We start from the raw sequence: 23,943 nt of genomic DNA, 5'->3' as shown, positions 1-23,943 counted from the left end.
TGTCTCCAGCGCAAGCTTCACGACGCGACTCGACCGAGCAACGGTGCCGGCATCCGACGGGTTTTCCGCTCCACTTCCTTGTCGCCGCCAGGTCGTGGACGCCATTGCGCAGGGCGGCGCGAGAAGGACGCAGCCATGACGCTCAAGTCGAAGCTCAATTACTCGTTCGTCGCACTGGTGGGGTTGGTCGTCCTCATGGGCGCATTTGGCCTGGTGCAGCTGGCTCAAGTGAACGCGGTCGCCAACGACATCGCGAGTGAACAGTTGCCCAGCGTCACTTCGCTGGCCAACATACGCGCAACCGCCAATCAGCTCCGACGCGCCGAGGCGGAGCACGTGCTCAGCAAGAACGAGCCTGAGATCAAGGCAGCGGATGCGCGAATCGCAAGCCTGCGAGCCGCGCTCGCCAAGCAGGAAGAGGACTACAAGCCCCTCGTCGCTCCCGGCGAGGAAGCGCAAGGGTTCGCCGACTATCAAAAGCTTCGAGACACCTTCATCAAGTCCATGGACGCGGTGCTGGCGCTATCTCGCGCCGGGGAAGACTCGTTCTCCCAGGCGAGAGAAGCGCACCTCACCACGTCCAAGCCCACGTTCGAAGCCTGGGTCGCGGCAATCGGTCGCTTGGTCGACATCAACAACGCGAGCGCGGCGGCCGCCGCGCACCAGGCGTCGGCCACCTACAGCTTTGCCAAGGGCGCGTCGTGGAGTCTCATGGCCCTTGCGGTCGTGATCGGCGCCATCCTGTCCACGGCCATCGTCCGCAACGTGCTCGGCCAGATCGGCGGCGACCCGGAGGTTGCCGTATCACTGGCAAGGAAGGTTGCCGACGGGGACCTCACGACTGACATCCAACTCGGCGCAAGCGATGAACGGAGCGTTCTTGCGGTGCTCAGGCAGATGCAGGGAAAGCTCAGCGGCGTCGTTTCCTCAGTCCTCGAGAACGCCCACGGCGTGGCCACGGCTTCCGCGCAGATCGCACAGGGCAACTCCGACCTGAGCAGCCGCACGGAACAACAGGCGTCCGCGCTGGAGGAGACCGCCTCCTCGATGGAACAGCTCGGCGCGACGGTGCGCCAGAACTCGGACAACGCCATGCAGGCCAACCAGCTTGCAAGTAGCGCTTCGGAGGTCGCAAAGCTGGGAGGTCAATCCGTCTCCGAGGTCGTGGCGACCATGCGCGATATCAACGAATCCTCGCAGCGGATTGGCGACATCGTTGGAGTCATCGACGGCATCGCCTTCCAGACAAACATCCTCGCGCTGAACGCCGCGGTCGAGGCCGCGCGCGCCGGAGAGCATGGCAAGGGTTTTGCGGTCGTGGCGCAGGAAGTTCGTACATTGGCCCAGCGAAGCGCTACCGCGGCAAGAGAGATCAAGACGCTCATCGCCACCAGTTCCGAACGCGTTGAGCGGGGAACATCGCAGGTGGATACGGCCGGACAGAAGATGCAGGAAATCGTCACCTCGATCCAGCGGGTCACGGACATCATGGCAGAGATCAGTGCCGCATCGCTTCAGCAGAGCCAAGGTGTCGCCCAGGTGGGCGAAGCCATCGGGCAGATGGACCGGACCACACAGCAGAACGCCGCACTGGTCGAACAGAGCGCCGCAGCCGCAGAGAGTCTGCGCGCCCAATCCGAGCGCCTGGTGGGGCTTGTTGCCATGTTCAAGGTTCGGTAGACATCCGAACACGCTGCCTTGGATGTCCGCAGTTCCTGTCGGCGACCACCGCGACCCAAGCCTTTCACGATGACGCACCGGACCCCAAGGCAGAATCCGGACGAACGGGGCGAGCCCGGCGTCAAGCCTGCCGGGAAGCCCATCTTGAGGAATGGAGCAGCATCAATGGCACTGACGAAGAAGGGCGAGTTCTGGTACGGGACCACGTCCGGCGACACCCAAGCCGAACTGCGCAGCTACAGCGTTGCGAATCGCCATGAGGCCGTCAGGTTCGCCTCGTCCAAATGCGATTGCGGATGCCGGACCTTCGCGCTGCAGACTGATGAAGAGGCCGGTGTGGCAATCCGCACCTGCACCGACTGCGGACAGGAACACCTGATGGGCGACAGTGAGGACTACGTTGAAGAAGCCTCGCCTGAGGCGCACGAGTGCGTGTGCGAGAACGAGGTGTTCGAGCTGGTGTCCGGCGTCTCCGTGTACGAAGGCACGCATGACGTGCGCTGGTACTACATTGCTTGCCGCTGCGTGGAATGCAACCTGGTCGGGGTCTTCGCAGACTGGAAGTGCGAAGCAGGTGACGCAGCGGCCTTCCTCGCCAAGGTCTGAGATGACGTCATCGATGGACTGGGCTGCATCAATGATCCCCAGCGCAGCAATGCCGCCGCGGCTTTAGGCTGGAGGCGGGCATTGCGGCAACTTCGAGGCTTCCTCGCAGCGACTTCATCAATCCTCAGATGGCTGATGATGAAGACCAAGGCGCACCCTTTGTGCGCCGGACTGACAGGTGGCGTCTCGCAAGCAGGAAGCGGTTGGGTCTCCTCAGGAGTGATACGGGCGCATAGGACCAAAAGCCAAATGGGGACACGACAAGGCTCCACCGGTCATTGGTCCCAAAGTAGCCGAAAGCTATCTCATTCTCCGAGACAAGGGTCACGTCCTGAATAAATCCGAACTCGTCTGGCATTCGCAGTTGATCGATGGGATGACCGTCCGCTCCCAAAAGGTAGATCCAGTGGTGACATCCATCGAAGTAGTCGTAACTAGTGCCTAACAGCGTGTAGCGACCGACCGTCATCTGGAGGCCAATTTCGTCACCGTTCACTATGCAGATCGGCCCGTCTTTCCCGACCAGGCGGGTTCCAAATTGGCCAAGAGGATGCCAGTGCGGAAGCTTCTGTAGCGAGTAGAAGGATGACTCAATCACACGAGTGGAACTGAAGATTCGCCGGGGCGGTAAGCTCTGACGCACCATCGAAATGGAAGCACGGTCGTCAGCAGCGGTCTGGGGACCGAGTCTAATGTCTGCTTCCGCTGCAAAACTGAAGTCCACTTCAGGCTGGGCGCGGTCCTTCACCGGGGCTGGGTGGACAATCGCTCTCGAACCGCTGCCGCCCTCCGCCTCACGGATTACGTCGGCCGCTGTGCAACGGATTGTCGCCAATCGCAGATGGCGGACGAACTCAGGCTTCTCGGCGACAAGCAGCCGTTGGGCCTAGGGCTGCTACCACGCGCTCCGACCAATCTTCTCTAGATTGCTGAGCGCGCTGAATGAGGTGATTCAGGTCGCGTCCGACAAATTCCTCGCTGGCGGAGCCGCGCCGAACCAGCGAAGTGCCGCAGCGACACGCTCTTTCGAAGGGAAACGAGGTTGCATTGCCACGATGCGCCAAAAAACCGGATCCTCCGCGGCCTGTTGCACGACGGAATGCTCCACGTTGATGGCGGCGCGAAGGTCGACGAGAGCGCTTGCTTCGCCTCGCTCCTGTTCCATGGTGGCAAATGAATCGGCTGCTGTCTGAAGCCTCGCTGCCAAGCCCGCATCGCGCACGAGTTGGCCGAACACGCCGGAGTTGCGATAGGCCAGAAGCGCCAACTTTAAGAAGAGCGGCCGGTCGCCGACGCGAAGTGGCCAAGGTGCTGGCACATCAGGGGCTGGTGCAGCTCGTGCCAACGCCCAAAGCAACGAAAGAGATCGCCCGATGCGCTTCAGACGCCGCGGATTGGTTCCAAGAAGCTCGACAGTGAGGGCGACTTCCTCAGGTGTGAGGTCGACGCCTGTCGCGCAATCTGCCAGCATCCGCTGGGCGTCAATTGCTCCAAGCGGCGGCAAATCAAAGGAAAGACTGATTGTCTTCTCGATGTACTCGTCGGGTTCTACCATGCCGGCCCCTGCCTCCCGATAGCGGATCGCCAGACCGCGGCGAATGACATCCCTGTCCAGCGCCACGACATAGATGCACTGCGGCGCATCGAGAAAAAGCTTGATGGCCTCGAAGACCTCCAGCGCGGACTCCGGCAAGCAACGGTCGAGGTCGTCCACCAGGACACACAGGCGTCGTTCGCCAGCAAGCTTCACCAGATCACGAAAGCCGTTCAGAAACTGCTCGATCGATACGACCTGATGAACTTGCTTCTCGGTCACGGCACGGGTGAGAACCTTGCCGACTCGCTCGACGCTCTTGGCCACGTCGTCGTCCTCACCCTTTCCGACCTCTCGTCCGAAAAAGCCGTTGATGAAGTCACCGATGCGATCGATCGCGGTTCCCGGGACGAGGTTCGTCGTCCCCACCCGTATCGCTAGCAGCATCGCTTCGGTCGCCGCAGCGCCCCAATCCACCTTCAGTGAACCCGATTCCTTCATCGTGAAGCCTGCGTACAAGGCGCGCTCCAGGCAGTCGATCTCCTCAGGCTCACCGACACCCGCAGCGCGCAGCGATTCAAGGACCTGGATGATGAGGGCGCGCCAGAGCGTCTCCCGCGCTTGGTATTTCCACGCATTGAAGGGGACGATGATCGCTGGGGCGTCTGTGTTCAACCGCGCCTCGATCGCTGCCATCAATGTCGTTTTGCCGGCACCCCACGGCCCGTGGATGCCGAGCACGAACGCGCCTTTCCTCTCTTCTCGGAGAATCCCGATCAACGTTTCTGCCAGAAGCGGATAGCCGTATCCCGGCGCTGGCGCCGGAATGTCTTCGGTGAGAACTTCGCTCATGGGTCACGCTCCCGGCAAAAGAGTGGTCAAGGTTGCGGAACGGGCTGGTCGCGTACTTCTTCCGGCAAATCACTGTTTGCGTGCTCGATCGCATTCTTGAAACCGCCTGATGCGTCGGGAGCGTCAATGAGCCGGTTTCTCACGCGCATCAACTCGTCACTTGGTGTCATCCTGATTAGGAGTTCCTCCATCTTCTGGCGGCCCCAGCGTTGGTAGCGCACGAACGCTCGTCGCTCTTGCTGGTAGCGGCGAAGAAAAAAAAGCATTCCGATGAACAAGAAAACGATGGCCTCCAAAAGGAATATCGAGACCATTGTTCGCGAGGAAAAAGGGAGGATCGAATAGATCCATTCACGGTCGACCACGCTCGAAAGTACGAAGGCGGAGCTCGCGATCAAGATGACGAGGAAAGGGAAACTTGTTGGTGCAAGCACGGTGGACACGAGAGTGGGTTCCTGCGCGCGCATGCTCTCTGAGAAACTATCAAGCGTTGCCGCGTCTGCACCGTAGGCAGAAGTGCTGGCCGCAGGCGAAGTCTCCCTCGCCAGAGTCGCCGCTGCGATACCTCGCTCATCGGATCCGAAGTCGATATTCAATATACGGTCTCGAGTTGCCTCGGCCTCTATATCGCGTGCCACCCGCGCTTGGCGCAGCGACTCGCGGGCGGCCTCATCTTCTTCCAAGACTCTCTCGCTGTTTGTCCCTGGGGTGTCGAGACTCTCTTCCAGCGCTGACATCACGGCCCCGCGCAACGACTCCTCCCAACGCGGCCCCTCGCCAGGCAGAGCGTCGACCCCATTGAGTCGATCGAGCAGCGCAAGCGCAGCTCCGTCCAGCGCGCCTGTCGCGACGACGAGGCCACGCACCTTCGGATGTCGAGTGCGAAGCGCACGGATCGCTATGCTGAAGTCATCGAGAATGCGAGTCAGTTCTGCAGACGATGACGCGTGGCGAACGTCCACGACCAAACGCAGCTCCTGTCCACGTCGCACCGTCAGGTCGAAATGAAGACGGCCCAGTAGCGCCTCGTTCCTGCTGACGCGACCGCCTGTTGCGCGCGCGGTCGACTCCACGACTGCGTCGGGACGTGCAGTTTCGGATGCCAGGCGTCGACGCCGATCGACGGCCGCGTCCGCTTGCACGATGCCGATTGGCTCGGTACCGACGGCCGTGTCGGCGTGCAATTGGTGTAGCACTGCCATCACTCGCCGAATGTTCCGCCCCCCACCCTCGGCCACAGCTTCGAGCGCGTCGTCGTCAAGTCGCCGTCCCCATTGCGGGGCATATTGCATGACAAGTTGGCCAATCTCCTTTCCGCTGAGCGTCACCAGGTCAACGGCAGGTCGCCCGCCAAAGCGCGCCTTAAAGTCCGGCAGTTGCTCCCATGCGCGCCAGTGCCCTGCAATCACAACCAATGCGCCTGCGGCCGTCATTCCCTCCAAGAGACGCTTGACCGTCGTTGCATTGCGTTGAGTGTCAGTGCGGCGATCTTCCGCCATGAGGTGTTCAAACTCATCGATCATTAGTACGAAGAGGCCGCCGCCGCGTACCGCGGCGCCCGCGATTGAGACCAGCACGCTCGACGCTTCAGCAACCACATCCAATTCGCGTGCGACACCCAGCAGGTCACGCTCGTGGGCGCTGAGCGAGCCACCCGTCAGCCATTTCATCGCCCCGCCTTGCCGTTCCGGCCACGCCAAGGCTGCCAGTACCGTACGAAGTTCTTCCGATCCCCGTGGAGCAATCTCGGCAATCGCTTTGCGAAGACCCCTCTCAACATCCGTCTCGCTCAAGAGACCGTCGCGCAATGCTGGGTAGACCTCCATGGGGTCATTTCGGATGTCATCCGCGATACCCAGCGTGAGTGGCACTTGATCGGCAACGTCGCAGGCCACCGTTGCAAGCAAATTTTCGAAAATTCTCTCGATGCCAAGGTGGCCCAGAAGAGGGACGACCGTCGTGAGAAACCAAGCAGAAAACGGGGCTTCGGTCGCTTGGGCGGAGAGCACCGTCACCTCGTCTGGACTACCGGGCCAGAGCTTGCGCAACTGCGCCTTGGAAAAGACCAATAGATGCGTCTTGCCAGTTCCATAGTCGCCGCGTACGGGAATGGCAAGTCCTGTTCGATGGCCCCCCGTCGCTTGTTGAACGTAGCCGCGGATGGCGCCATCAAGCGTGCTCACCGCCTCAGTGAAAACCGTCTTCTCCAGAATGTCAGGCGCGATGTCTCGCAGCGCCGACACGGGGTAGACCGGAAAAGGGTTCTGGAGCGATGCGTCCGACGTGACTTGCATGTCAAGCCTCGGGCATCAAGTAGTCGATCAAGGACTCCGCGGGCGCCTGTGAAAGAGGCACGTGGCCTGGGCGCGCGCGCAACTTCTTATCGTGGCGCACGAGTTGCCCGCGGAAATGGGTGTTTAGCTGTCGCAGAACGATCGGTACATCGCCGTCGTTTGCCGTCCTCTGAACGACGCGGCCGGCGAACCCTTGCGGCAGAGGAAAAGTCGGGGACAGCGCATCAAGTTCCTGACGCATCGGGTCACGAAACTGCGGCATTCGGTGAGCAACGTAGGCGTCGGCGTCGGCCGGCGTGATCTGACGCAGCGTAAACACTTCGATCCTCGCCGAGCCCCCCAGAGTCTTGGCGTCGGCATCCAGTAACTTCAAGTTGCTTGTGGTCAACACGAACAGACGTGGCCACGAGACTAGTTCTTTGAAGCACGCGATCGCTGCAGTCATGCTTGCTGCAGTAACATTTTCGATCAGCGCGGCGACATGGTGGCCTCGAGGAACTGCAGCTATCCGTTCGCGAAGTCCATTCATCGACGCAATCCGCGCAGCATCGCTGTCTTCGGCCGGATCGGGAACGTACGCGCAAGCCAATGGGTTGCCAGGCAGCCGCGCCAACTCCGCCACCATCCACGAACCGAGCGTCGTCTTACCCGAGCCGATGGCGCCACGGATCACTACCAGGGCGCTGTCCATGGCTCGCGCTCCCTCGCCGTCAAGCACGTAGCCTCGCTCGCTCATCAATTCGTGGAACCGTGCCTGATGCGTCTCCAGACCAAGGATTTGTGCGCAGAAAAGCGGCCGCAGCAAATCGCCGCATTCGTCAAGGCGTAACGGCTGTCGATCGAGATCCATCAAGAACGCGAGCCGATCGAGGTTTCCTGGACTAGCTGGAAAGCTCGGACCGAACGGATTTGTGTTCAAAGCCAATGTGTTCTGAAACACGGTCTCCCCCTCGTAGTGCAGAGATTCAAGAATGTCTACGCCACCAATGCGACCAGGCCGAGAGCGGCGCACGGCCATCTGCGCGACGCAAGCGCCGTCATGGTCGGCAACACCGCATCCGCAGAACTACTCGAGAGCCGCCCGGATACTGGACAACACATCGAGCGTGAACTGATCTATACCAATGTGGGGTTGCGTCATCAAAGCCGCAACGCATCGAAGCCGCTCACATCTTGGAGCAAGAACGTGCTGTGGTGCCTAGCTCAAGATCACTTTCTCCACAGTCTTGAGGATGGCGCGGCCGGCGCACACGTACCTGGCTATCTGTATCGATTAGCCAGTGCCGATCGGCGGCCCAGCCATCCGGCTGTGTAAACACACGGAGCGAGTGTCCGCTCACCGGATGAGCGCCCTAGAAATCGAGGAACAGAAATGGATCGCTATGGATAGCTCTGCATAGCGACCTTGACCGCTCATGGGTCTGAACGCCGCGTACGGCTGCTTGTGGCCGATAGGTGCCACGCGAGCAGCTAACCTGACTGACCGCAATCGCTGCGATGCCGTCGCGGCTCCAGGCTGGTTGCGGTCCTCCGCACAGCGGCCGCCGGCTGACTCCTATCGACCCTGAGCCGACATCCACTGTCCTGACCTCGCCGCCCTGAAGCTGCCGGTCAGACACGCCCACAGTCACCCGTAGGAGGCCCCGCAGCGCAGGGCACACGTCGGCGGACAGCACTCAGGGGGATTGAGGCGTAGCGCGCGCTCGCTGTTTCAGCTGATCGAGGGTCTGAGGTACGCGTTCCTCCAGGCGGCCGAGCGCACCCTGGCGCGCACGCCGCGCATCGTCGAGCTGCACGAGCGGGTGGCCGAGCAAGCACGGATGACGGCCTATCTGCGCAGCGAGCGGCGCATTGCGTTCAACGAGCAGGGCACCTTCCGTCGTTACCCGGAGCTCGACCTTGCCTGAGTGGTGGTGATGCTGCTGGCGCGAATCAGATCTTGATCAGGCGAACCCAGGTCCGGATGAAGGTGCGGGGGCGTTGCGCTTCTTCGTTCAGACCGTTCTGAAGCAGAGGGCTCTCATTGAGCTTGACGCTCAGCGGCCTTCGCTTGGCCTTGACGGCTTCAGTCAGCTCGGGGCCGTTCTGCGGGGCGATCTTGTCCGAGATGCCGTGTTTGTTGTACTTGTCGATGCTGCCCGTGCCCGGGAGCGCCTTCCAGAAGCTCAATGGGCTTGGGTAGCGGTCGCGCCAACCGTACAGCTCCCGAAAGGCGTAGCCGAGCTTGCTCAGCTCGGGCGCCAGTACATCCCAAGACTCCACGGTGACCTGAGCCTTGCTTCCCTTCTTGTCTCTGAAGAAGTCAAAGATGCGCTGGGGCTCGTAGTTGACCTTGTAGTACTCGACGATGCCGCGGTAGAAGTGCGGGGCGTGGCCAGCTCGGCCCAGGTACTTCTCTACCGTTTCAACGTCGTCCGTGGGTGGGGCCTCATGCTCGATCCGGTGCCCGAGCAGGGGCGTGCTGTGCCAGACACTCGGGTCGCTGAAGCTGATGCGCGCATACGGGTCGACTTCTTCTTCCTTGATGTCCCCCGAGGCGAGGCCCTTTTGCGCATAGCCCAGGCGTCGAGCCTTCAGGTCTTTCTGCACCTCGTCGGGCAGCCCCTCTTCGAGCTTGGCCTGCCCTTCGAGGTCGGGCTTGGTGGAGGCGCCTTGCATCTTCAAGGCGTTGTCGTAGGTGAGGTTCACGAACAGCGTGGTGCCGCGGCTGTCCTTGTGGAAGCCGACGTCGCTCTGCGTGCGTTCGCGGTACCAGTCCACGTCGACGATCACTTCGTGGGTCTTGCCGATCTCTTCTGAATTCTTTTCGAGGTACGCCAGTTGCCCGGCGGCCTGAAGAGTCGAATGAACCAGCAGCTTGATGTCTCCCAGGTTGTCGTCGATGTCGGCCGGCCAGGGCTTCATGCCGTGTTCTTCGTCGTGGGTCTTGCGCTCGTCCTTCTCGAATTCGCCCGCTCGATAGCTGAGCGAGACCAGCCGGTAGCCGAAGCCAACTTGTCCCACTTCCTTGAGCTTGTCGATCAGCCTCCTTTGCAGCCCTTCCGCAGTGATCTCCTTTTCGCCTTTCACCGGCATGTCTTTGAGCGAGCCGACCGAATCATCAGGGAGCTCCTTCAACTGGGCGCTCGGCACCCAGGGGGACACACGCCGTTCGCCGAGCAGATGGCTGAGCTGCCGGCGCTGCAGGGCCATGCGCGGCCCGTGGTGGATGCCGTCGATCAAAGCCCGCTGCACCGAGGCGCGTGCACCGGGCTCGAACCCTCCTGAGGAGGCGTCTGCAGCCTGGGACCGCGCACCCGCAGTCGCGGCGGGCTCGGAGGGGAGCTGGCGGGCGGCTGCCTTGTCTGCATGTTTCATGCAGCCAGCGTGGCCTTGCGAGCCCATTGCAGCCATCGGCAGATTGCGGACAACGCGCTTCAGGATTGCTGATGCCCTCCCGCCGATGCGCCGTGGCCGCAGGGCACCCGCTTCGGGCGCGAGTCTCGAACGGGCCGCGTGGCAAAGCGCGGCGACCCACAGCCAAGGCCTACAGCACCCCCGGCGGTGGCAATGGGGTTACCTCAGTTCAACTTCCGATTGCTTCGATATCGGCGTGACGGTGTGCAAGGCCCTGCAGCGGTATCAGGTCACCGGTGACGCACCGTCATCTGCAGATGCCCCGAAAGCTGCCGCTTGTCGATGACTCCTTGCGGCCGGTTGCTGACATTGGCGTCCATCGCTCTCAACGGCTGCACCCGCTGCGATGCCGTCGCGGCTCCAGGCTGTGTGCAGCCGTTCAGTGTCGGCAGGTGACGGTCAGCTCGCACCTCAGGCAGACGCAAGTATCGAGGCCCTGTGAGATCGAGCCGACGCCTGCGAGAACGGGGGGGCCAGCAACGCGTCGGACGTGATCCCTCCCTGATCCTGCAGTTCAAGGGCCTCGGGTTCATCGTCGAACTGGAAGGCTGGATCAACAGAACTCTGGCGGATTCTGACCGGGCCGCTGAGCCGAGCGCCGCTCCTGCTCAAACCTTGGTAGGGGTTGGATAAACCTACCTCCGATGGTGAGGCCGTGTCGAACCTGATGTCATGCGTCAACTCCTCTGAAGAGCAACCATGATCCGCACGAACCCATCCACTTACGCGATCTCAATGCCCAGTTCGCCTGCGAATCGCGCATCTCTGTCGACGCTCTACCTGTGCCGCGGCTTGCTCGCGCTGTTGTGGGCAGCCGCCTTCGCCCCGGCACACGCGACCTTGGGCCCCGCGGCGACGGCATTGCTCGTGAGCTATCCGCTGATCGACGCAGTCTCATCGCTGGTCGACTACCGCGCGCTGAAGCGCGACGCGGAGCGCCGCATCACCGCCTTCAATGCGGCTCTGAGCACTCTTGCGGCGATCGCCACTGGCTCTGCGTCAGCCTACGGCCCCGCCGCCGTGCTCGCCGTCTTCGGCGTCTGGGCGGCCATCGCCGGTGCGGCGCAGTTCGCGCTGGGCATTCGCAGGCGTGGCCAGGAACTCGGTCAACAGTGGCCGATGCTCATCTCCGGTGGCCTGTCCTTTCTCGTCGGCATCGCGTACTGCATCCAGGCCACGGGGCCCATGCCGTCCCTGGCCGTGCTGTCGGTCTATGCGACCGGAGGCGGTGGATTCTTCGTCATCCAGGCGGGACTGCTGGCATGGCGCTCGCGCCGCCAGCGCTGATCCCGACACCTCGTTCGTTGATCGCCGGCCTGCCGACTCGTCTGCAGAACCCTTTCAGCACCCCATCTGTCTCCACGTCGGAGCAATCAAAGGACACCCAATGCACAAGCAGCCCGTATCGACATCCGATGCACCGACTGCCATCGGCATCTACTCCCAAGCTGTTCGAGCTGGCAGCACCATCTGGCTATCGGGCCAACTCCCATTGGATCCGCGGACCCACAGGATGGTCGACGGCAATCCCGAGTCGCAGATCCGGCAGGTCTTCGAGAACCTCCGCGCGGTCGTCACGGCAGCCGGCGCGACGTTCGACGACGTCGTGAAGGTCAATGTCTACCTGACCGACCTTGCCCATTCCGCGCTCCTCAACAGCGTCATGGCGGAGTACTTCCAGAAGCCTTACCCCGCACGCGGCACGGTCGGCGTGGCGGCACTCGCTGGCGGGGCGCTGGTCGAGGTCGAGTGCGTCGTCGCGCTGTGAGGCGCCAGATCCAGTTCAAGACGAATACACCATGACAAGAACCGTTGCAGATCAGTTCGTGGACACCCTTCGGGCTGCTGGCGTCAAGCGCATCTTCGGCGTCGTCGGGGACAGCCTGAACGGGTTGACCGACGCCGTACGCCGTCGAGGCGACATCGAATGGGTGCCCGTCAGGCATGAGGAGGTTGCCGCCTTTGCCGCCGGGGCGGAAGCACACCTGACGGGATCGCTCGCCGTCTGTGCCGGAAGCTGCGGGCCGGGCAACCTGCATCTGATCAATGGACTGTTCGATTGCCATCGCTCAGGCGTGCCAGTGCTTGCCATCGCAGCTCATATTCCTTCACCGGAAATCGGCACAGGCTATTTCCAGGAGACTCACCCGCAGACACTCTTCCAGGAGTGCAGCCACTACTGCGAATTGGTCTCCGACCCCGAGCAGATGCCTCGGACCCTGGAGATCGCGATACGCGAGGCAGTGAGCAAGCGGGGGGTCTCTGTCGTGACGATCCCGGGCAATGTCGCGCTTCTTCCGGCCACCGAGGCACCCACGGCGAGGACGTCGAGCCTCCTGCCGGCGGCGCCCTTGGTGACGCCCGCCGGAGACGAGTTGGTCAAGCTCGCGGAGATGTTGAACAGCGGTCGGCGGATCACGGTGCTGTGCGGCTCCGGATGCCAGGGTGCCCACGATCAACTGATCTCTGTCTGCGAGCGATTGAACGCGCCCGTGGTGCATGCGCTCCGGGGCAAGGAACACGTCGAATGGGACAACCCCTACGACGTCGGCATGACGGGCTTGATCGGCTTCTCGTCGGGCTACTACGCCATGCTCGATTGCGATGTCCTGCTGATGCTGGGGACCGATTTCCCCTACCGGCAGTTCTATCCCCGCGAGGCGGGTGTGCGCATCGCCCAGGTCGACATCAGAGCGGAGCACATTGGACGTCGTGCACCGGTCGACCTCGGAATCGTGGGAGACGTCCGAGCGACGCTGGAGGCCTTGCTGCCGCTGCTTCAGCAGAATCCCGACGCCGCCCACCTGACGCAGGCGCGCGAGCATTACCGGAAGACTCGCAAGGGTCTCGACGATCTCGCGGCGCCTGGTCGACGGGGCATCCATCCACAGCAGATTGCCAAGGCGCTCAGCGACCAGGCCGCCGACGATGCGGTCTTCACCTGCGACGTCGGCCTGCCGACCGTGTGGGCCTCTCGATATCTCGCCATGAACGGCACGCGCCGATTGATCGGCTCGTTCTGGCACGGGTCGATGGCGAACGCGATGCCACACGCGATCGGCGCGCAAGCCGCATTTCCTGGCAGACAGGTGATCTCGCTTTCAGGCGATGGCGGGTTCACGATGCTGATGGGTGACTTCCTGAGCCTCGCCCAGTTGGGACTGCCGGTGAAGGTGGTGGTCTTCAACAATTCGGCCCTGGGATTCATCGAGCTGGAGCAGAAGTCGACCGGCACGCTCAACGTCGGTACGGAACTGAAGAACCCGTCCTTTGCAGCAATGGCGGAGTCCGTCGGCGTGCGCGGAATCCGGCTCGAGCATCCCGACGAGGTGGACCGAGGCATCGCGCAAGCGTTGGCACATGACGGGCCTGTCCTTGTCGATGCGGTCGTGAACCGAAGCGAGCTTGCGATGCCTCCCGCCATCACGCTTGAGATGGCCAAGGGCTTTTCGCTCTACATGCTTCGGGCCGTGATGAATGGCCGCGCTGACGAAGTCATCGAGCTCGCACGCTCGAACCTGTGGCGCTGAACTGCGGGAGTGAAATGAAAAGAGATGTTGAAAGCGCGCCCACGGATGCAGCCTGGGACGCTGCGCGAATCACGCGGGCATCGTCTGAACTCTGGCGGCTTCCCGCGACCGAGCTTGCGCAGCTGGTGCGGCTGCGCAAGGTCTCCGCTCGGGAAGCTGCGGCGGATGCACTGAAGAGACTGGACGAGGTCAATCCGCGGATCAACGCGGTGGTGGCGCATCGACCCGAACAGGTGCTCGCGCAGGCAGATGAGTTGGATCGCAGGATCGGACGCGGCGAGGACGTGGGGCCATTGGCCGGCGTTCCCGTGACGGTCAAGATCAATGTCGACATGGCGGGCTTCCCCACGACGAACGGGACCCACCTTCAGAAGGACTTCGTCGCCAAGGTGAACAGTCCCGCGGTCGAGAACCTGGTACGTGCAGGCGCGGTGCTCCTGGGACGTAGCAACGCGCCGACCTTCGCGCTGCGCTGGTTCACGAGCAATTCGCTCGACGGCGCTACCCGCAATCCGCGCGGTTCCGCGCTGACCCCTGGCGGCTCGTCGGGCGGTGGTGCCGCCGCCGTCACCGCCGGCATCGGACACCTCGCCGTAGGTACGGACATCGGCGGATCGCTGCGCTATCCGGCCTACGCCTGCGGCATCCATGGTTTGCGGCCCACGCTCGGGCGGGTTCCCGCCTACAACGCCTCCTCTCCTGAGCGCCCCATTGGCCCGCAGATGATGTCGTCCACGGGACTGATGGCCCGAACGATCGACGACCTCCGGATCGGCCTCGCGGCCATGGCGGCGCCCGATCTGCGGGATCCCTGGTGGGTGCCGGTGCCCCTCGAGGGGCCCGAGACGCCACTGGTTGCGGCGATGTGTCTTCGCCCCGGGGGCATGGAGATAGACGAGCACGTCGAGGCGGCCCTGCTGGACGCGGCACGACGCCTCTCTGACGCCGGGTGGACCGTGACGGAGATCGACGATGTGCCGCTCATGCGAGAGGCGGCTGACGTGCAGATGCAACTGTGGCTGGGCGACGGCTTCGCCAACCTCGTCGATGCCGCTCGCCGCGACGGCGATACAGCCGCACTCGCCGTGGTCGATGCGGTCAGGGGCATGGCCGAGGCGCTGCCTGGCGATGTCGTCAGCCGCGCGTTGGTGTTGCGCACCACCGTGCAACGGGCTTGGCGGCGGTTCTTCACCGAGTATCCGGTACTGTTACTGCCGGTCTCTGGCGAATTGCCTTTCCAGGACGGACTCGATCTACAGGGACAGGCGGGATTCGAGCGCGTATGGCGAGCTCAACTTCCCATGAGAGCGCCGCCGGCGCTTGGCCTGCCTGGGCTTGCTGTCTCCACCGACCTTGTCGGCCCGGTACCCGTCGGCGTGCAGATTCTCGCCAGTCACTACAGGGAGGATCTGTGCCTCCTGGCCGGCAAGGCCATTGAGGCTCGCGGGACGCCTGCCTCGCCCATTGATCCGATCGTCTGAGCGAGGGCAATCGATTCATGGGCAACTGCCTGCTGGTGCTGGGGGATATTGCCCCCTGCCTGTTGGCATTGACCACATCCGCAGAGGCGGATTCAACCGGTCGCCAAGCAAACCTACCCGCAGGACGAGAACCTCCACGTGTCTCACGAGACCATCTATCGCCGCCTATTTGTTCAAGTGCGCGGCGCATTGAAGAAGGAGCTGCTGGAGCACCTGAGGCGCACTCGGGGAATGCGGCGATCCCGCCACCATACGCAGAAGACGGTGAGCCAGGTCTACTTCTGCGACCCGCGGAGCCCGTGGCAGCGCGGCAGCAACGAGAACGTCAACAGTCTGCTCAGGCAGTACTTTCCAAAGGGCATGGACCTTTCCGAGTACACGCAGCTTGAGCTCGACGCCATTGCCCGACAATTGAACGAGCGGCCGCGCAAGACGCTCGTCTATCAGACCCCGGCAGAGATGTTCAACCCATGTGTTGCATCCACCGGTTGAATCCGCCCTGCAAAGCAGCCGTCAGCGCCAGGCCGAGCCCGATCCTTCGCCCCGTCACGGATTGGCGTACTGCGCCACCCCATTCCCGAACGACCAGTTCTCGCGCTTGACCTCGACCAGGTTGATGAAGACATCCTCCGGCCGGACGTCCAGCGGTGCCAGGCGCTCGACGATCGTCTTGTACAGCGCGCGCTTCTGATCCAGCGTCCGTCCCTCGTTCAGCGTGATCTGGATGTAGATCAGCCGGCTCGAGCGTGGGATGTCCAGATAGCCGGGGTCGAAGACGAAGTGCGTCTCGTCGTGCTCGGTCAGGATCTGGAAGTTGTCCTTGTCCGGGACATTGATCGTGTGGCGCATGGCCTCGTAGACCGCGGCTCCCACCTGGCGCGGATAGCTGGGGTCGGACTGGCGCTGCATGTCGATTCGAACCAAGGGCATGACGGCATCCTGTTGTTCACCGGAATTGGCCCCCTCATCCTGTCATGCCCGGGAATGCCCAGCGGGCTCAGGGCCATTGCATGGGGTCAGGCCGTGCGCCGTCACGTCGACCGCCTGCAGTCGCCGTGCTCGGTGGCAGCCATGATGGAGCGCCGCGCGCAACGTCTCCTCCGGTGGCTCGTGGATCACGCCTTTCCCACCCCCGATCTCAGCGAATCGCCGATATCCGCCACCGGCGACCGGTCACAGCATCAGGTGTCCCGACGGAGTCGACACCCATGCCCGAAGAGAACCCCTTTCGTCCGTCCGAGTACACCGCCGCGTTGCTGCGGCAGTTGCGGCTGATCGGGCCCTTCAGCGGCCGCGCGCTGGAAATGGGCACCGGCAGCGGCGTCGTGCTGGCCGCGCTGGCGGCGGCCGGCGCGCGCGAGCTGGTCGGCGTCGACATCGAGCCCGAGGCCGTCGACCATGCCCGCGCGCTGCTGCGGGCGCAGCGCATCCCCCATGCCACCGTTCATCACGGCGACCTGTGGGAGCCGCTGCGCGGGGAGCGCTTCGACCTGATCGCCTTCAACCCGCCCCAGTTGCCCTTGCAGGACGACTGCACCGACGGCGCCCGGCTGCGCAGCTGGAGCGACGGCGGCCGGGAGGGCCGCGAGGTGCTGGACCGCTTCCTCGACGGCCTTGGCGACCACCTGGCGCCGGCGGGCGTGGCCGTCCTCACCCACAGCAGTTTTGTCGGACTGGAGGAGACCACCCGGCGCCTGGCGGTCCAGGGCCTGCGCCTGGACGTCGCGCAGACCGTGTCGGCGCCGGTCCCGGCCTGGAAGGTGCGCCTGCTGCCTCCGCGATGGCTGGAGAGCCACCTGGGCCGCGCGTTCCATGTCGTCGGCCCCTACGTGTTCTGCGACTTCCATGTCGTCGAGATCCGGCATGCCTTGCTCGACCCGTGCGCGTGACTGGCGGCTGACGCTCCCGTGCCTCGTCCTGGCGCTGAGCGGCTGGGCGGCACAGGCGGCGCCCGACACCCCGGACGCCCGCGACGCCCGCGACCTCCCGTCCACCGTCCATTGCGACGCCGCTCCCGACACGCTGTCACGCGTGCGCTGCCGCGGCGAGGTCCGCATCGGCGTGCGCGCGTTCTACCCGCCGTTCAGTCAGTCGACGGCGGACGGTCCGCAGGGCTTCGAACCCGCGCTGGCGCGGCTGTTGGCGGCGCGGCTGGGCGTCGGCGTGCGCTTCGTGGAGGTCGACGCCGCGAACCGCATGGTGACCCTGGGCGACGGGCGCGTCGACCTGCTGATCGCCACCACCGGCCATACCTCGCAGCGCGACGGCCAGGCGCTGTTCGTGCGGCCGCACTACTACGAATCGCATACCGTTGTCGTGGGACTGCGCGGCACCGGGTCGCCCGAGTTGCGCACGCTGTCGGCACTGGCGGGGCGCACGGTCTGCGTGACCATCGGCAATTCAACCAATGCCGAGCTGGCGGTCAACGGCGCGCGACTGATGCTCTTCGGCACGGCGCGCGCGCTGGTGGAGCAGCTGCAAGCGGGCACCTGCCCCTTGGCCGCGCATGACGACAGTCTGCTGTTGCCCTTGCTGCCGGCGAGCTACGAGGTGAAGCTGTCCTTCGCGCCGCTGCCGTGGGGCGTGGTCGTGCGCCGCGACGGCGCGCCGCTGGCATCGCTGCTGGCTCGCGAACTCCGCCAGTTGCACGCCGACGGAACCCTGCTGCGCCTGGCGCATGAACACGGCGTGCCGGAGGACTGGCTGGAAGCACAGCGACGGCGATGGTCGTCGCCTCCCTGCGATGCGCCCGCGGCGCTCGAGCCGGCGCCTTGTCTCGACCCGCCGCGCGACAACCACCTGGCCCCGACGCCGATTGCCGACGCTGTCGAACGGCTGGAGGATTGGCTGCAGGAGCACTGGCGGCTGGAGGTGACGCTGGCCATGCTCAAGACGCGGGTCGCGCTGCGCCTCTTCCTGGAAGGCATCGGCTACTCGGTCGCGCTGGTCGTCGGGGCGGTGCTGTCGACGGTGCTGCTGGCGCTGGGCTTCGGCGCCGGTCTGACGGCACGCGCGCGCGCGCTGCGCTGGCCTTTGCGCGGCGTGCTGCTGACCACCCAGTCCACGCCGATGGTGTTGATGATGACCGTCGCCGGCCTGCTGCTCAGCGGCGCCGGCCAGTCCACGCCGGCGACGGCCTCGCTGGTGGCGGTCGTCGTGCTGGGCCTGTTCAACGGCAGCAACGCCGGGCAGGCGGTGGCCGAGGCCCGGCGGGCCCTGCGCGACGAAGGCCGCAGCGCCGGCCTGCGCGCGGCGGCGCTGCGGGCGAGGGCGCAGATCGCGGCCTTCGCGGTCAACGCCACGCGCGGCACGCCGGTGGCATCGCTGATCGGTGTGCCGGAGCTGCTCGCGGCGCAGACCGACATCGCGTCCTTTTCCTCCCGGTCGACGACGACCTTCGCGCTGCTGCTGGTCTTCTACATGGCGCTGGTGTCGCTCGTCGTGGCGCTGCTCCACCGCGTGGAGTCGCGGCTGCAAGCGGCGCCAACCGCGCCGCGACCGACACAGGCGCCGCAATGAGCGCGCCGGACGCCTCGCTGCTTCAGGTCCTGTCGGTCTTCGCGCCGACCTTCGTGCGCGCGCTCGGCACGAACCTGTCGCTCGCCCTGGAGGCGCTCGCGATCGGGCTGCCGGCGGGGCTGGCGCTCGGCGCGTTGCGCCTGCCCGAGACCCACGGCGAGCCATCGACGTGGCGGCGGCTGAGCGCGAGCGGGGCCGGCACCGTGGTCGCACTGCTGCGGGCGGCGCCGGCCTTTGTCGTCATGCATGTGCTGCTGCATGCGCTGCCGGCGCGCTGGGCGATGTCGCCGGGCGGCGCGGTGGCGTGGTCGCTGTCGGCCTATGCCGCCGCCTACGTGGCGGACAACCTGCGGGTGGCCGTCCTGGACTGGCGGGCCGGCGCGCGTGGCGGCTTGCCGCTGTTCCTGATGGGGCTGGCCCGGGCCTATTTCGTCATGGTGCTGTCCAGCGGCTTCGGCGCCGCCGTCGGCGTCAAGGAAGCGACCGCCGTGACGCTGCGCGCGCTGGAGCAACTGCCCCAGGCCGCCGATCGGCTGTGCCTGATCGGTGGCGTGGTGCTGGTGTTCGTCGCGCTTCGCCAGGCGGTGGACGCGGCGATCCTGGCCGCGCAGCGGGCGGTGGAGCGCCGCTCCGGCTAGGCGCCGCTGAAGGGCGCTCGCCCGGGCTCAGCCCGCCGACATGTGCGGACGCAAACGCTCCAGCCGATCACGCGCGATCTGCTCCTGGCCCTGGCGCAGGATCACCGGCTCGACCATCCGGAACAGCATCCGTCCCCCCCAGCCGGGGCGTCCGCCGCGATCGACACGCCGCTGCAGCCAGCCGAGCCACCGCAGTGCGATGCCGAGCAACGCGGCCTCGATGAAGCCGGTCAGCGAGGTGAGCGTGCCGAAGGCCGACACCACCGCCACCAGGACCAGCACCGGTCCCCAATAGGCATCGACGACGCCGGCCACCGCGGCGGGCAGGTGCTCATACAGCCAGGGCGTGCCGCTTTTGGCCCATTCCAGCGCCAGCGGATGCACCGGCAATGCCGCGCCGGTCTGGCGCGGGTAGTCGCCCGGATCGGACACCAGCGTCTGGCCCTTGTGAACCTCGTTCATCGCCTGCAGCAGCGCATAGAGCACGGCGGGATGGAGGTCCTCGCGGACGACGACGTTGACCGTCGCGCCCACCAGCGACACGTCGCGCGGCGGCAGCGGCCCCTGCAGGTCGAAGGCGCCGCGCACCAGCGTCGCGGGTTTCAGGTAGTCCAGGTTGCGGGCGATGCCCCGGCTGTCGCTCAGCGAGAACATCTGCAGCCCCGGATCGACCGCGAGCTTGCGCACCAGCGCGTTGTCGGGCGCCAGCATGAAGAAGCCGGCCTCGTGCTCGCCGCGCTGCAGCGCGTCGACGGCCTCGCTCATCTGCCGGAATGAGAAGGTGGCATTGGCCGCGCTGACGCCGTAGCGCGCCAGCACATCGTGGGCGGCTTGCGCGGTCGCGCTCCCCTCGAGCGGCATGACCAGTCGGCGGCCCTTCAGGCCGGCCAGCGTGGCCGGCTCCGACCCTTCGCGGCGCAGGAACAGGAACAGCGGCTGCAGTTCGACCACGCCCGCCGACAGGACCTGCGGATGCCGCGCCGCATCGACGCGCTGCGCGGTGAAGCCGATGTGCACGCCGGTGCTGGACGTGTCGAGCTTGTCGATGATGCGCAGGCTGTCGTTCTGGTTGCGCACCTCGGCCTGCAGGCCATGCGCGCGCAGATGCTCGGCGTAGCGGTGGGCATGGTTGTCGAACGATCCACCGGGCGGCCCCGCCTGGATGACGACGCGCTGCGGCGGCAACGCACGTCGGACGCCGCCCGACACTGCCCAGCACAGCGTCGCCAGCACGATCAGAACCCAGAGACTCAAGCGCGACATCGTGACCTCCCGGACTGCGCCATCGCGGCGCCGTGGCCATGATGATTGCCAACGCCGCGTCTGGCGCGGCCCACGGCGCGATCGCGGCATTCCGGAGGCGAAGAATCAGATCGGTTCCTAGGCCGACGGGGCGATCCGTTGCGAAGGCGCCGCAAGGCGCAGGCCCGATTCAGACCGTGACCGCGCTGGTGCCGTGCCGGTGCTCTCGACGATGTGGCTGAGCGGCCAATCGCGGGGCGTACCTCTGGGGCTGGAACGCCGGCTGGCGCCTACTCACGCTCGATGGGGGAGCCATCGCTTCTGGTGAAACGGCGTCCGCTACCGTCGTGATGCAGGACCACGTCGTGGTCCGGGTAGTGGACGGTCCCTGTCAATGCCCGGGTGCCCACAACGAGGTACACGGCATCGGAGGTGGTTCGATTCTCCAGGCAGTGAGCCACAGGCGACCCCGCGGCCCAGGCGGCGGCCTCTCCGGCATGCAGAACGGACTCTTCGTTCTCGATGAGCACCAGCTCGCCGGAGAGCACGTACACGAATTCATCTTCCGTTTCGTGCCAGTGTCGATGCGAGGAACGAGAACCCGCCGGGAGGCGTTCGAGCCGCGCGCCGAACTGCGTCAGGCCGGCCTGGTCACCGAGGACAAGCTCGGCATAGGGACCATCGTTCTGTCCGGAGAAGCGATTGACGACGCCGGGATGGTCGGTCCAGAGAGCGGTATTGAGCTTTGGCATTGCAGCGGCTCGGTGATGCGCGGGCTGGGAGGCGATGCGCGGGCCGGGTGTTCGGCGCCTTGAATCGCGAATGTACTAGCGCGGAGTCGGACCGACCGACTTGATGCAGCAATGCAGTGATGCCGCGCGGACCCTATCCGGCCGAGACGCGTAGACGCGGCTGAATCCGTTCAACGTCGCCAGCGCTTCGGGGCTCGTCCTCATCCACGGCAATCACTTGCTCCGCGGCTCGCAGATAGGCCAGCGCCGCGTCGGGATCGCGTGAGCCACGCGCCACCTCTTCCAGCGAACCGGAGCGGCGCAGCGCCTTGTTGAGCTCGGGCACCTCGTCGCCCAGCTTGCGGGCCGCATCCAGCGCGCTCATCAGGTCGAGCAGGCCGCCGTGCTTCGGACGCGAGACGTCGGGGCACAGACGGCGCACCAGCTCCGGCTGCGTGCGCAGCGCGTCGGCCAGCGCGATGGCCTCGCGGTCGCGCAACGGGGCGAGGTGGCCGGTGCCGTGCAGCAGCATCGGCGCCACCGCGCGCAGCAAGCGCGAGGGCAGGTTGGCGTAAAGCTCGCGCAGCAGCGTCGCGGCCTCATGCAGCTGCAGACGGATCGCCGCCCGCGCCACCGGCAGCGTCGCCGGGTCGTTCTCGACCTGGTAGCGCCACACGCAGGCGGCCGCGAGGTAGAGCGCGGCGAGCACGTCGCCCAGGCGCGCCGACAGCAGCTCCATGCGCTTGAGCTTGCCCCCGAGCAGACCCATGGCGAGGTCGGCGGTGAGCGCGTAGCGGGCCGACAGCGAGGCGATGAGCGTCGCCTCGGCGCGCAGGTCGGCGGGCGGCTTCCCGCGCAGCGGCGTGTGCGCCAGGCTGCGCCAGAGGTTGCGCATCACATGGCCGACATGGCCCGCGAGCGCGCGGCCGAGTCGCTCCTCGTCCTTGGCCTGCACGGCCGACATCTCCTCCAGCACGAAGGGATGGCAGCGTGTCGCGCCCTGGCCGAAGATGATCAGCGCCCGCGAGAGCAGGTTGGCGCCTTCCACCGTGATCGCGATGGGCGCATGGCGGTAGGCCACGCCCAGCAGGTTGCGCGGCCCGGAGATGATGCCCTTGCCGCCGAGCACGTCCATGCCGTCGTTGACCGCGCGGCGTCCCGCCTCGGTGAGCTGCACCTTGAGGATCGCGCTGGCGACGCTGGGCTGCTCGCCGGCATCGAGCGCCGCGGCGGTGTAGCGCCGCGCGGCGTCGGTGGCGTAGAGCCGCGCGGCCATCTGCGCGGTGATGCCCGCGATCGCGTGGAACCGTCCGATGGGCAGGCCGAACTGCTCGCGCACCTGGCCGTAGCCGTTGACCACGAACAGCGCCGTCTGCTGCATCGCCGCGCCCAGCGCCGGCAAGGAGATGGCGCGGCCGGCGGCCAGGCATTCCATCAGCATGCGCCAGCCCTGGCCGACACGTTCCTCGCCGCCGATCACCCAGTCCATGGGCACGAAGACGTCCTCGCCGCGGATCGGGCCGTTCATGAAGGCCGAGTCCATCGGACGGTGGCGGTGACCGATCTCCATGCCGGGCGTGGGCACGGGCAGCAACGCGCAGGTGATGCCGAGTTCCTGCTGACCCTCGGGCCGCGAGGGATCGATCGCCTGGAAAGCGAGGCCCACCACGCTGGCCACCGGCGCGAGCGTGATGTAGCGCTTGTCGAAGCGCACGCTGAAGCCACGCACCGAGCGGCCGTCGATGACGCGCTCGGTGAGTACGCCGCGGTCGGGGATGGAGGCGGCGTCCGACCCCGCGTACGGCGAGGTGAGGCCGAAGCAGGGCAGCTCGCGGCCATCGGCCAGGCGCGGCAGGTAGTGCTGCTGCTGGGCCGGCGTCCCGTAGCGCAGCAGCAGTTCGGCCGGGCCCAGCGAATTGGGCACCATCACCGTCACCGCGCAGGCGGTGTTGACGGTGGCGATGCGGGTCACGACCTCGGCGTGCGCGTAGTGGCCGAAGCCCAGGCCGCCGTATTCCTTGGGAATGATCATCCCGAAGAAGCGGTGCTCGCGCAGGTACCGCCACACCTCTGGCGGCAGGTCGCCGGCCGTGTCGATGGCGTGGTCGTCGAGCATGCCGATGAGCGTGCTCACCTCGTGATCGAGAAAACGACGCTCCTCGTCGGTGAGGCGATTGGGACCTCGCGCGATCAGCACGTCGAAATCGGGCTGGCCGGCGAAGAGCTGGCCCTCGAAGCCCACCGTGCCGGCTTCGAGCGCGGCACGTTCCGTGTCGCCCATCGCGGGCAAGGCCTTGGAGAAGGGCGTCATCGCCAGGCGCCCGAGGAGTCGGTGGAATCCCATAGGCACAGCCTAGGTCCCCGTGCCCGTCGGCGACGTCAGCCTGGAACGCAGGCGCGCGTAGGACGCACGGCCACGATGGGCGGCCGCCAGGCACGC

At 65.5% G+C, this 23,943-nt stretch carries 19 protein-coding genes and 1 pseudogene; 12 read left to right on the top strand and 8 right to left on the bottom strand.

The window, feature by feature from the left end; all coding sequences use genetic code 11:
* Positions 1-135 precede the first annotated feature (135 nt).
* Together AC1VNM_RS11370 and AC1VNM_RS11365 are read left to right on the top strand one after the other, a co-directional pair.
* The gene (locus tag AC1VNM_RS11370) at positions 136-1,680 is read left to right on the top strand and encodes a methyl-accepting chemotaxis protein (protein WP_483106994.1); all 1,545 of its coding nucleotides are present in this window, start codon (positions 136-138) and stop codon (positions 1,678-1,680) included.
* Between the two features lie 165 nt (positions 1,681-1,845).
* Positions 1,846-2,286 (top strand): hypothetical protein, encoded by a 441-nt coding sequence (locus AC1VNM_RS11365; RefSeq protein WP_431101581.1) that lies wholly within the window; start codon positions 1,846-1,848, stop codon positions 2,284-2,286.
* Positions 2,287-3,238: 952 nt separating this feature from the next.
* Here AC1VNM_RS11365 and AC1VNM_RS11360 read toward each other — a convergent pair.
* Genes AC1VNM_RS11360 through AC1VNM_RS11350 form a run of 3 tightly spaced genes read right to left on the bottom strand, consistent with a single transcriptional unit; the run spans position 3,239 to position 7,906 of the window.
* Positions 3,239-4,672, bottom strand: coding sequence for a KAP family P-loop NTPase fold protein (locus AC1VNM_RS11360; RefSeq protein ID WP_483106993.1), 1,434 nt, complete (start codon positions 4,670-4,672; stop codon positions 3,239-3,241).
* Positions 4,673-4,698: 26 nt separating this feature from the next.
* Complete coding sequence (locus AC1VNM_RS11355) at positions 4,699-6,966, bottom strand: hypothetical protein (protein ID WP_483106992.1); 2,268 nt, start codon at positions 6,964-6,966, stop codon at positions 4,699-4,701.
* Position 6,967: 1 nt separating this feature from the next.
* Positions 6,968-7,906: a hypothetical protein gene (locus AC1VNM_RS11350; protein WP_483106991.1), complete on the bottom strand. Its 939-nt coding sequence runs from the start codon at positions 7,904-7,906 to the stop codon at positions 6,968-6,970.
* A gap of 99 nt (positions 7,907-8,005) precedes the next feature.
* Here AC1VNM_RS11350 and AC1VNM_RS11345 point away from each other — a divergent pair, with 99 nt between their 5' ends.
* Both AC1VNM_RS11345 and AC1VNM_RS11340 read left to right on the top strand, forming a co-directional pair.
* A complete protein-coding gene (locus AC1VNM_RS11345; RefSeq protein WP_483106990.1) occupies positions 8,006-8,281 on the top strand; it encodes a hypothetical protein in 276 nt (91 codons plus the stop codon).
* Between the two features lie 370 nt (positions 8,282-8,651).
* Positions 8,652-8,873 (top strand): glutathione S-transferase family protein, encoded by a 222-nt coding sequence (locus AC1VNM_RS11340; protein ID WP_377153822.1) that lies wholly within the window; start codon positions 8,652-8,654, stop codon positions 8,871-8,873.
* Between the two features lie 25 nt (positions 8,874-8,898).
* On the opposite strand, the gene AC1VNM_RS11335 is transcribed toward AC1VNM_RS11340, so the two are convergent.
* Positions 8,899-10,323, bottom strand: a complete 1,425-nt coding sequence (locus tag AC1VNM_RS11335; RefSeq protein ID WP_483106989.1) for a hypothetical protein — start codon at positions 10,321-10,323, stop codon at positions 8,899-8,901.
* 738 nt (positions 10,324-11,061) lie between these two features.
* Between AC1VNM_RS11335 and AC1VNM_RS11330 the strand changes: the two genes are divergently transcribed.
* From AC1VNM_RS11330 to AC1VNM_RS11310, 5 genes and pseudogenes are all read left to right on the top strand, one after another.
* Positions 11,062-11,649, top strand: a complete 588-nt coding sequence (locus AC1VNM_RS11330; RefSeq protein ID WP_483106988.1) for a DUF308 domain-containing protein — start codon at positions 11,062-11,064, stop codon at positions 11,647-11,649.
* 100 nt (positions 11,650-11,749) lie between these two features.
* On the top strand, positions 11,750-12,130 hold the full coding sequence (locus AC1VNM_RS11325) for a Rid family detoxifying hydrolase (protein WP_483106987.1): 381 nt from the start codon (positions 11,750-11,752) through the stop codon (positions 12,128-12,130).
* Between the two features lie 31 nt (positions 12,131-12,161).
* A complete protein-coding gene (poxB, locus tag AC1VNM_RS11320) occupies positions 12,162-13,892 on the top strand; it encodes a ubiquinone-dependent pyruvate dehydrogenase (RefSeq protein WP_483106986.1) in 1,731 nt (576 codons plus the stop codon).
* A 14-nt stretch (positions 13,893-13,906) separates the two neighbouring features.
* The gene (locus AC1VNM_RS11315; RefSeq protein ID WP_483106985.1) at positions 13,907-15,373 is read left to right on the top strand and encodes an amidase family protein; all 1,467 of its coding nucleotides are present in this window, start codon (positions 13,907-13,909) and stop codon (positions 15,371-15,373) included.
* A 105-nt stretch (positions 15,374-15,478) separates the two neighbouring features.
* A pseudogene (locus AC1VNM_RS11310) lies at positions 15,479-15,865 on the top strand (IS30 family transposase); the annotation flags it as partial.
* Positions 15,866-15,919: 54 nt separating this feature from the next.
* Here AC1VNM_RS11310 and AC1VNM_RS11305 read toward each other — a convergent pair.
* The gene (locus AC1VNM_RS11305) at positions 15,920-16,303 is read right to left on the bottom strand and encodes a tautomerase family protein (protein WP_377153838.1); all 384 of its coding nucleotides are present in this window, start codon (positions 16,301-16,303) and stop codon (positions 15,920-15,922) included.
* Positions 16,304-16,581: 278 nt separating this feature from the next.
* On the opposite strand from AC1VNM_RS11305, the gene AC1VNM_RS11300 reads away from it, so the two are divergent.
* Genes AC1VNM_RS11300 through AC1VNM_RS11290 form a run of 3 tightly spaced genes read left to right on the top strand, consistent with a single transcriptional unit; the run spans position 16,582 to position 19,530 of the window.
* Positions 16,582-17,262 carry a HemK2/MTQ2 family protein methyltransferase gene (locus AC1VNM_RS11300; protein WP_483106984.1) on the top strand — a complete coding sequence of 227 codons (681 nt, stop codon included), beginning with the start codon at positions 16,582-16,584 and terminating at the stop codon, positions 17,260-17,262.
* On the top strand, positions 17,237-18,892 hold the full coding sequence (locus AC1VNM_RS11295) for a transporter substrate-binding domain-containing protein (protein WP_483106983.1): 1,656 nt from the start codon (positions 17,237-17,239) through the stop codon (positions 18,890-18,892). Before AC1VNM_RS11300 ends, AC1VNM_RS11295 begins: the two co-directional genes overlap by 26 nt.
* Entirely contained in the window at positions 18,889-19,530 is a 642-nt protein-coding gene (locus AC1VNM_RS11290) for a hypothetical protein (RefSeq protein ID WP_483106982.1), read from the top strand. The genes AC1VNM_RS11295 and AC1VNM_RS11290 overlap by 4 nt, the downstream gene beginning before the upstream one ends.
* Positions 19,531-19,557: 27 nt before the next feature.
* Here AC1VNM_RS11290 and AC1VNM_RS11285 read toward each other — a convergent pair whose 3' ends face one another.
* The 3 genes from AC1VNM_RS11285 to AC1VNM_RS11275 all read right to left on the bottom strand — a co-directional run bounded on the left by AC1VNM_RS11285 (position 19,558) and on the right by AC1VNM_RS11275 (position 23,847).
* Complete coding sequence (locus tag AC1VNM_RS11285; protein WP_377153850.1) at positions 19,558-20,784, bottom strand: TAXI family TRAP transporter solute-binding subunit; 1,227 nt, start codon at positions 20,782-20,784, stop codon at positions 19,558-19,560.
* 278 nt (positions 20,785-21,062) lie between these two features.
* Complete coding sequence (locus tag AC1VNM_RS11280; protein WP_483106981.1) at positions 21,063-21,524, bottom strand: cupin domain-containing protein; 462 nt, start codon at positions 21,522-21,524, stop codon at positions 21,063-21,065.
* 133 nt (positions 21,525-21,657) lie between these two features.
* Positions 21,658-23,847: an acyl-CoA dehydrogenase gene (locus AC1VNM_RS11275; protein WP_483106980.1), complete on the bottom strand. Its 2,190-nt coding sequence runs from the start codon at positions 23,845-23,847 to the stop codon at positions 21,658-21,660.
* Positions 23,848-23,943 lie beyond the last annotated feature (96 nt).

It is taken from the genome of Mitsuaria sp. MSU3D, assembly GCF_056867975.1.
The sequence above is the reverse complement of the archived record's forward strand: the minus strand, read 5'-3'. Positions and strand labels throughout refer to the sequence as shown.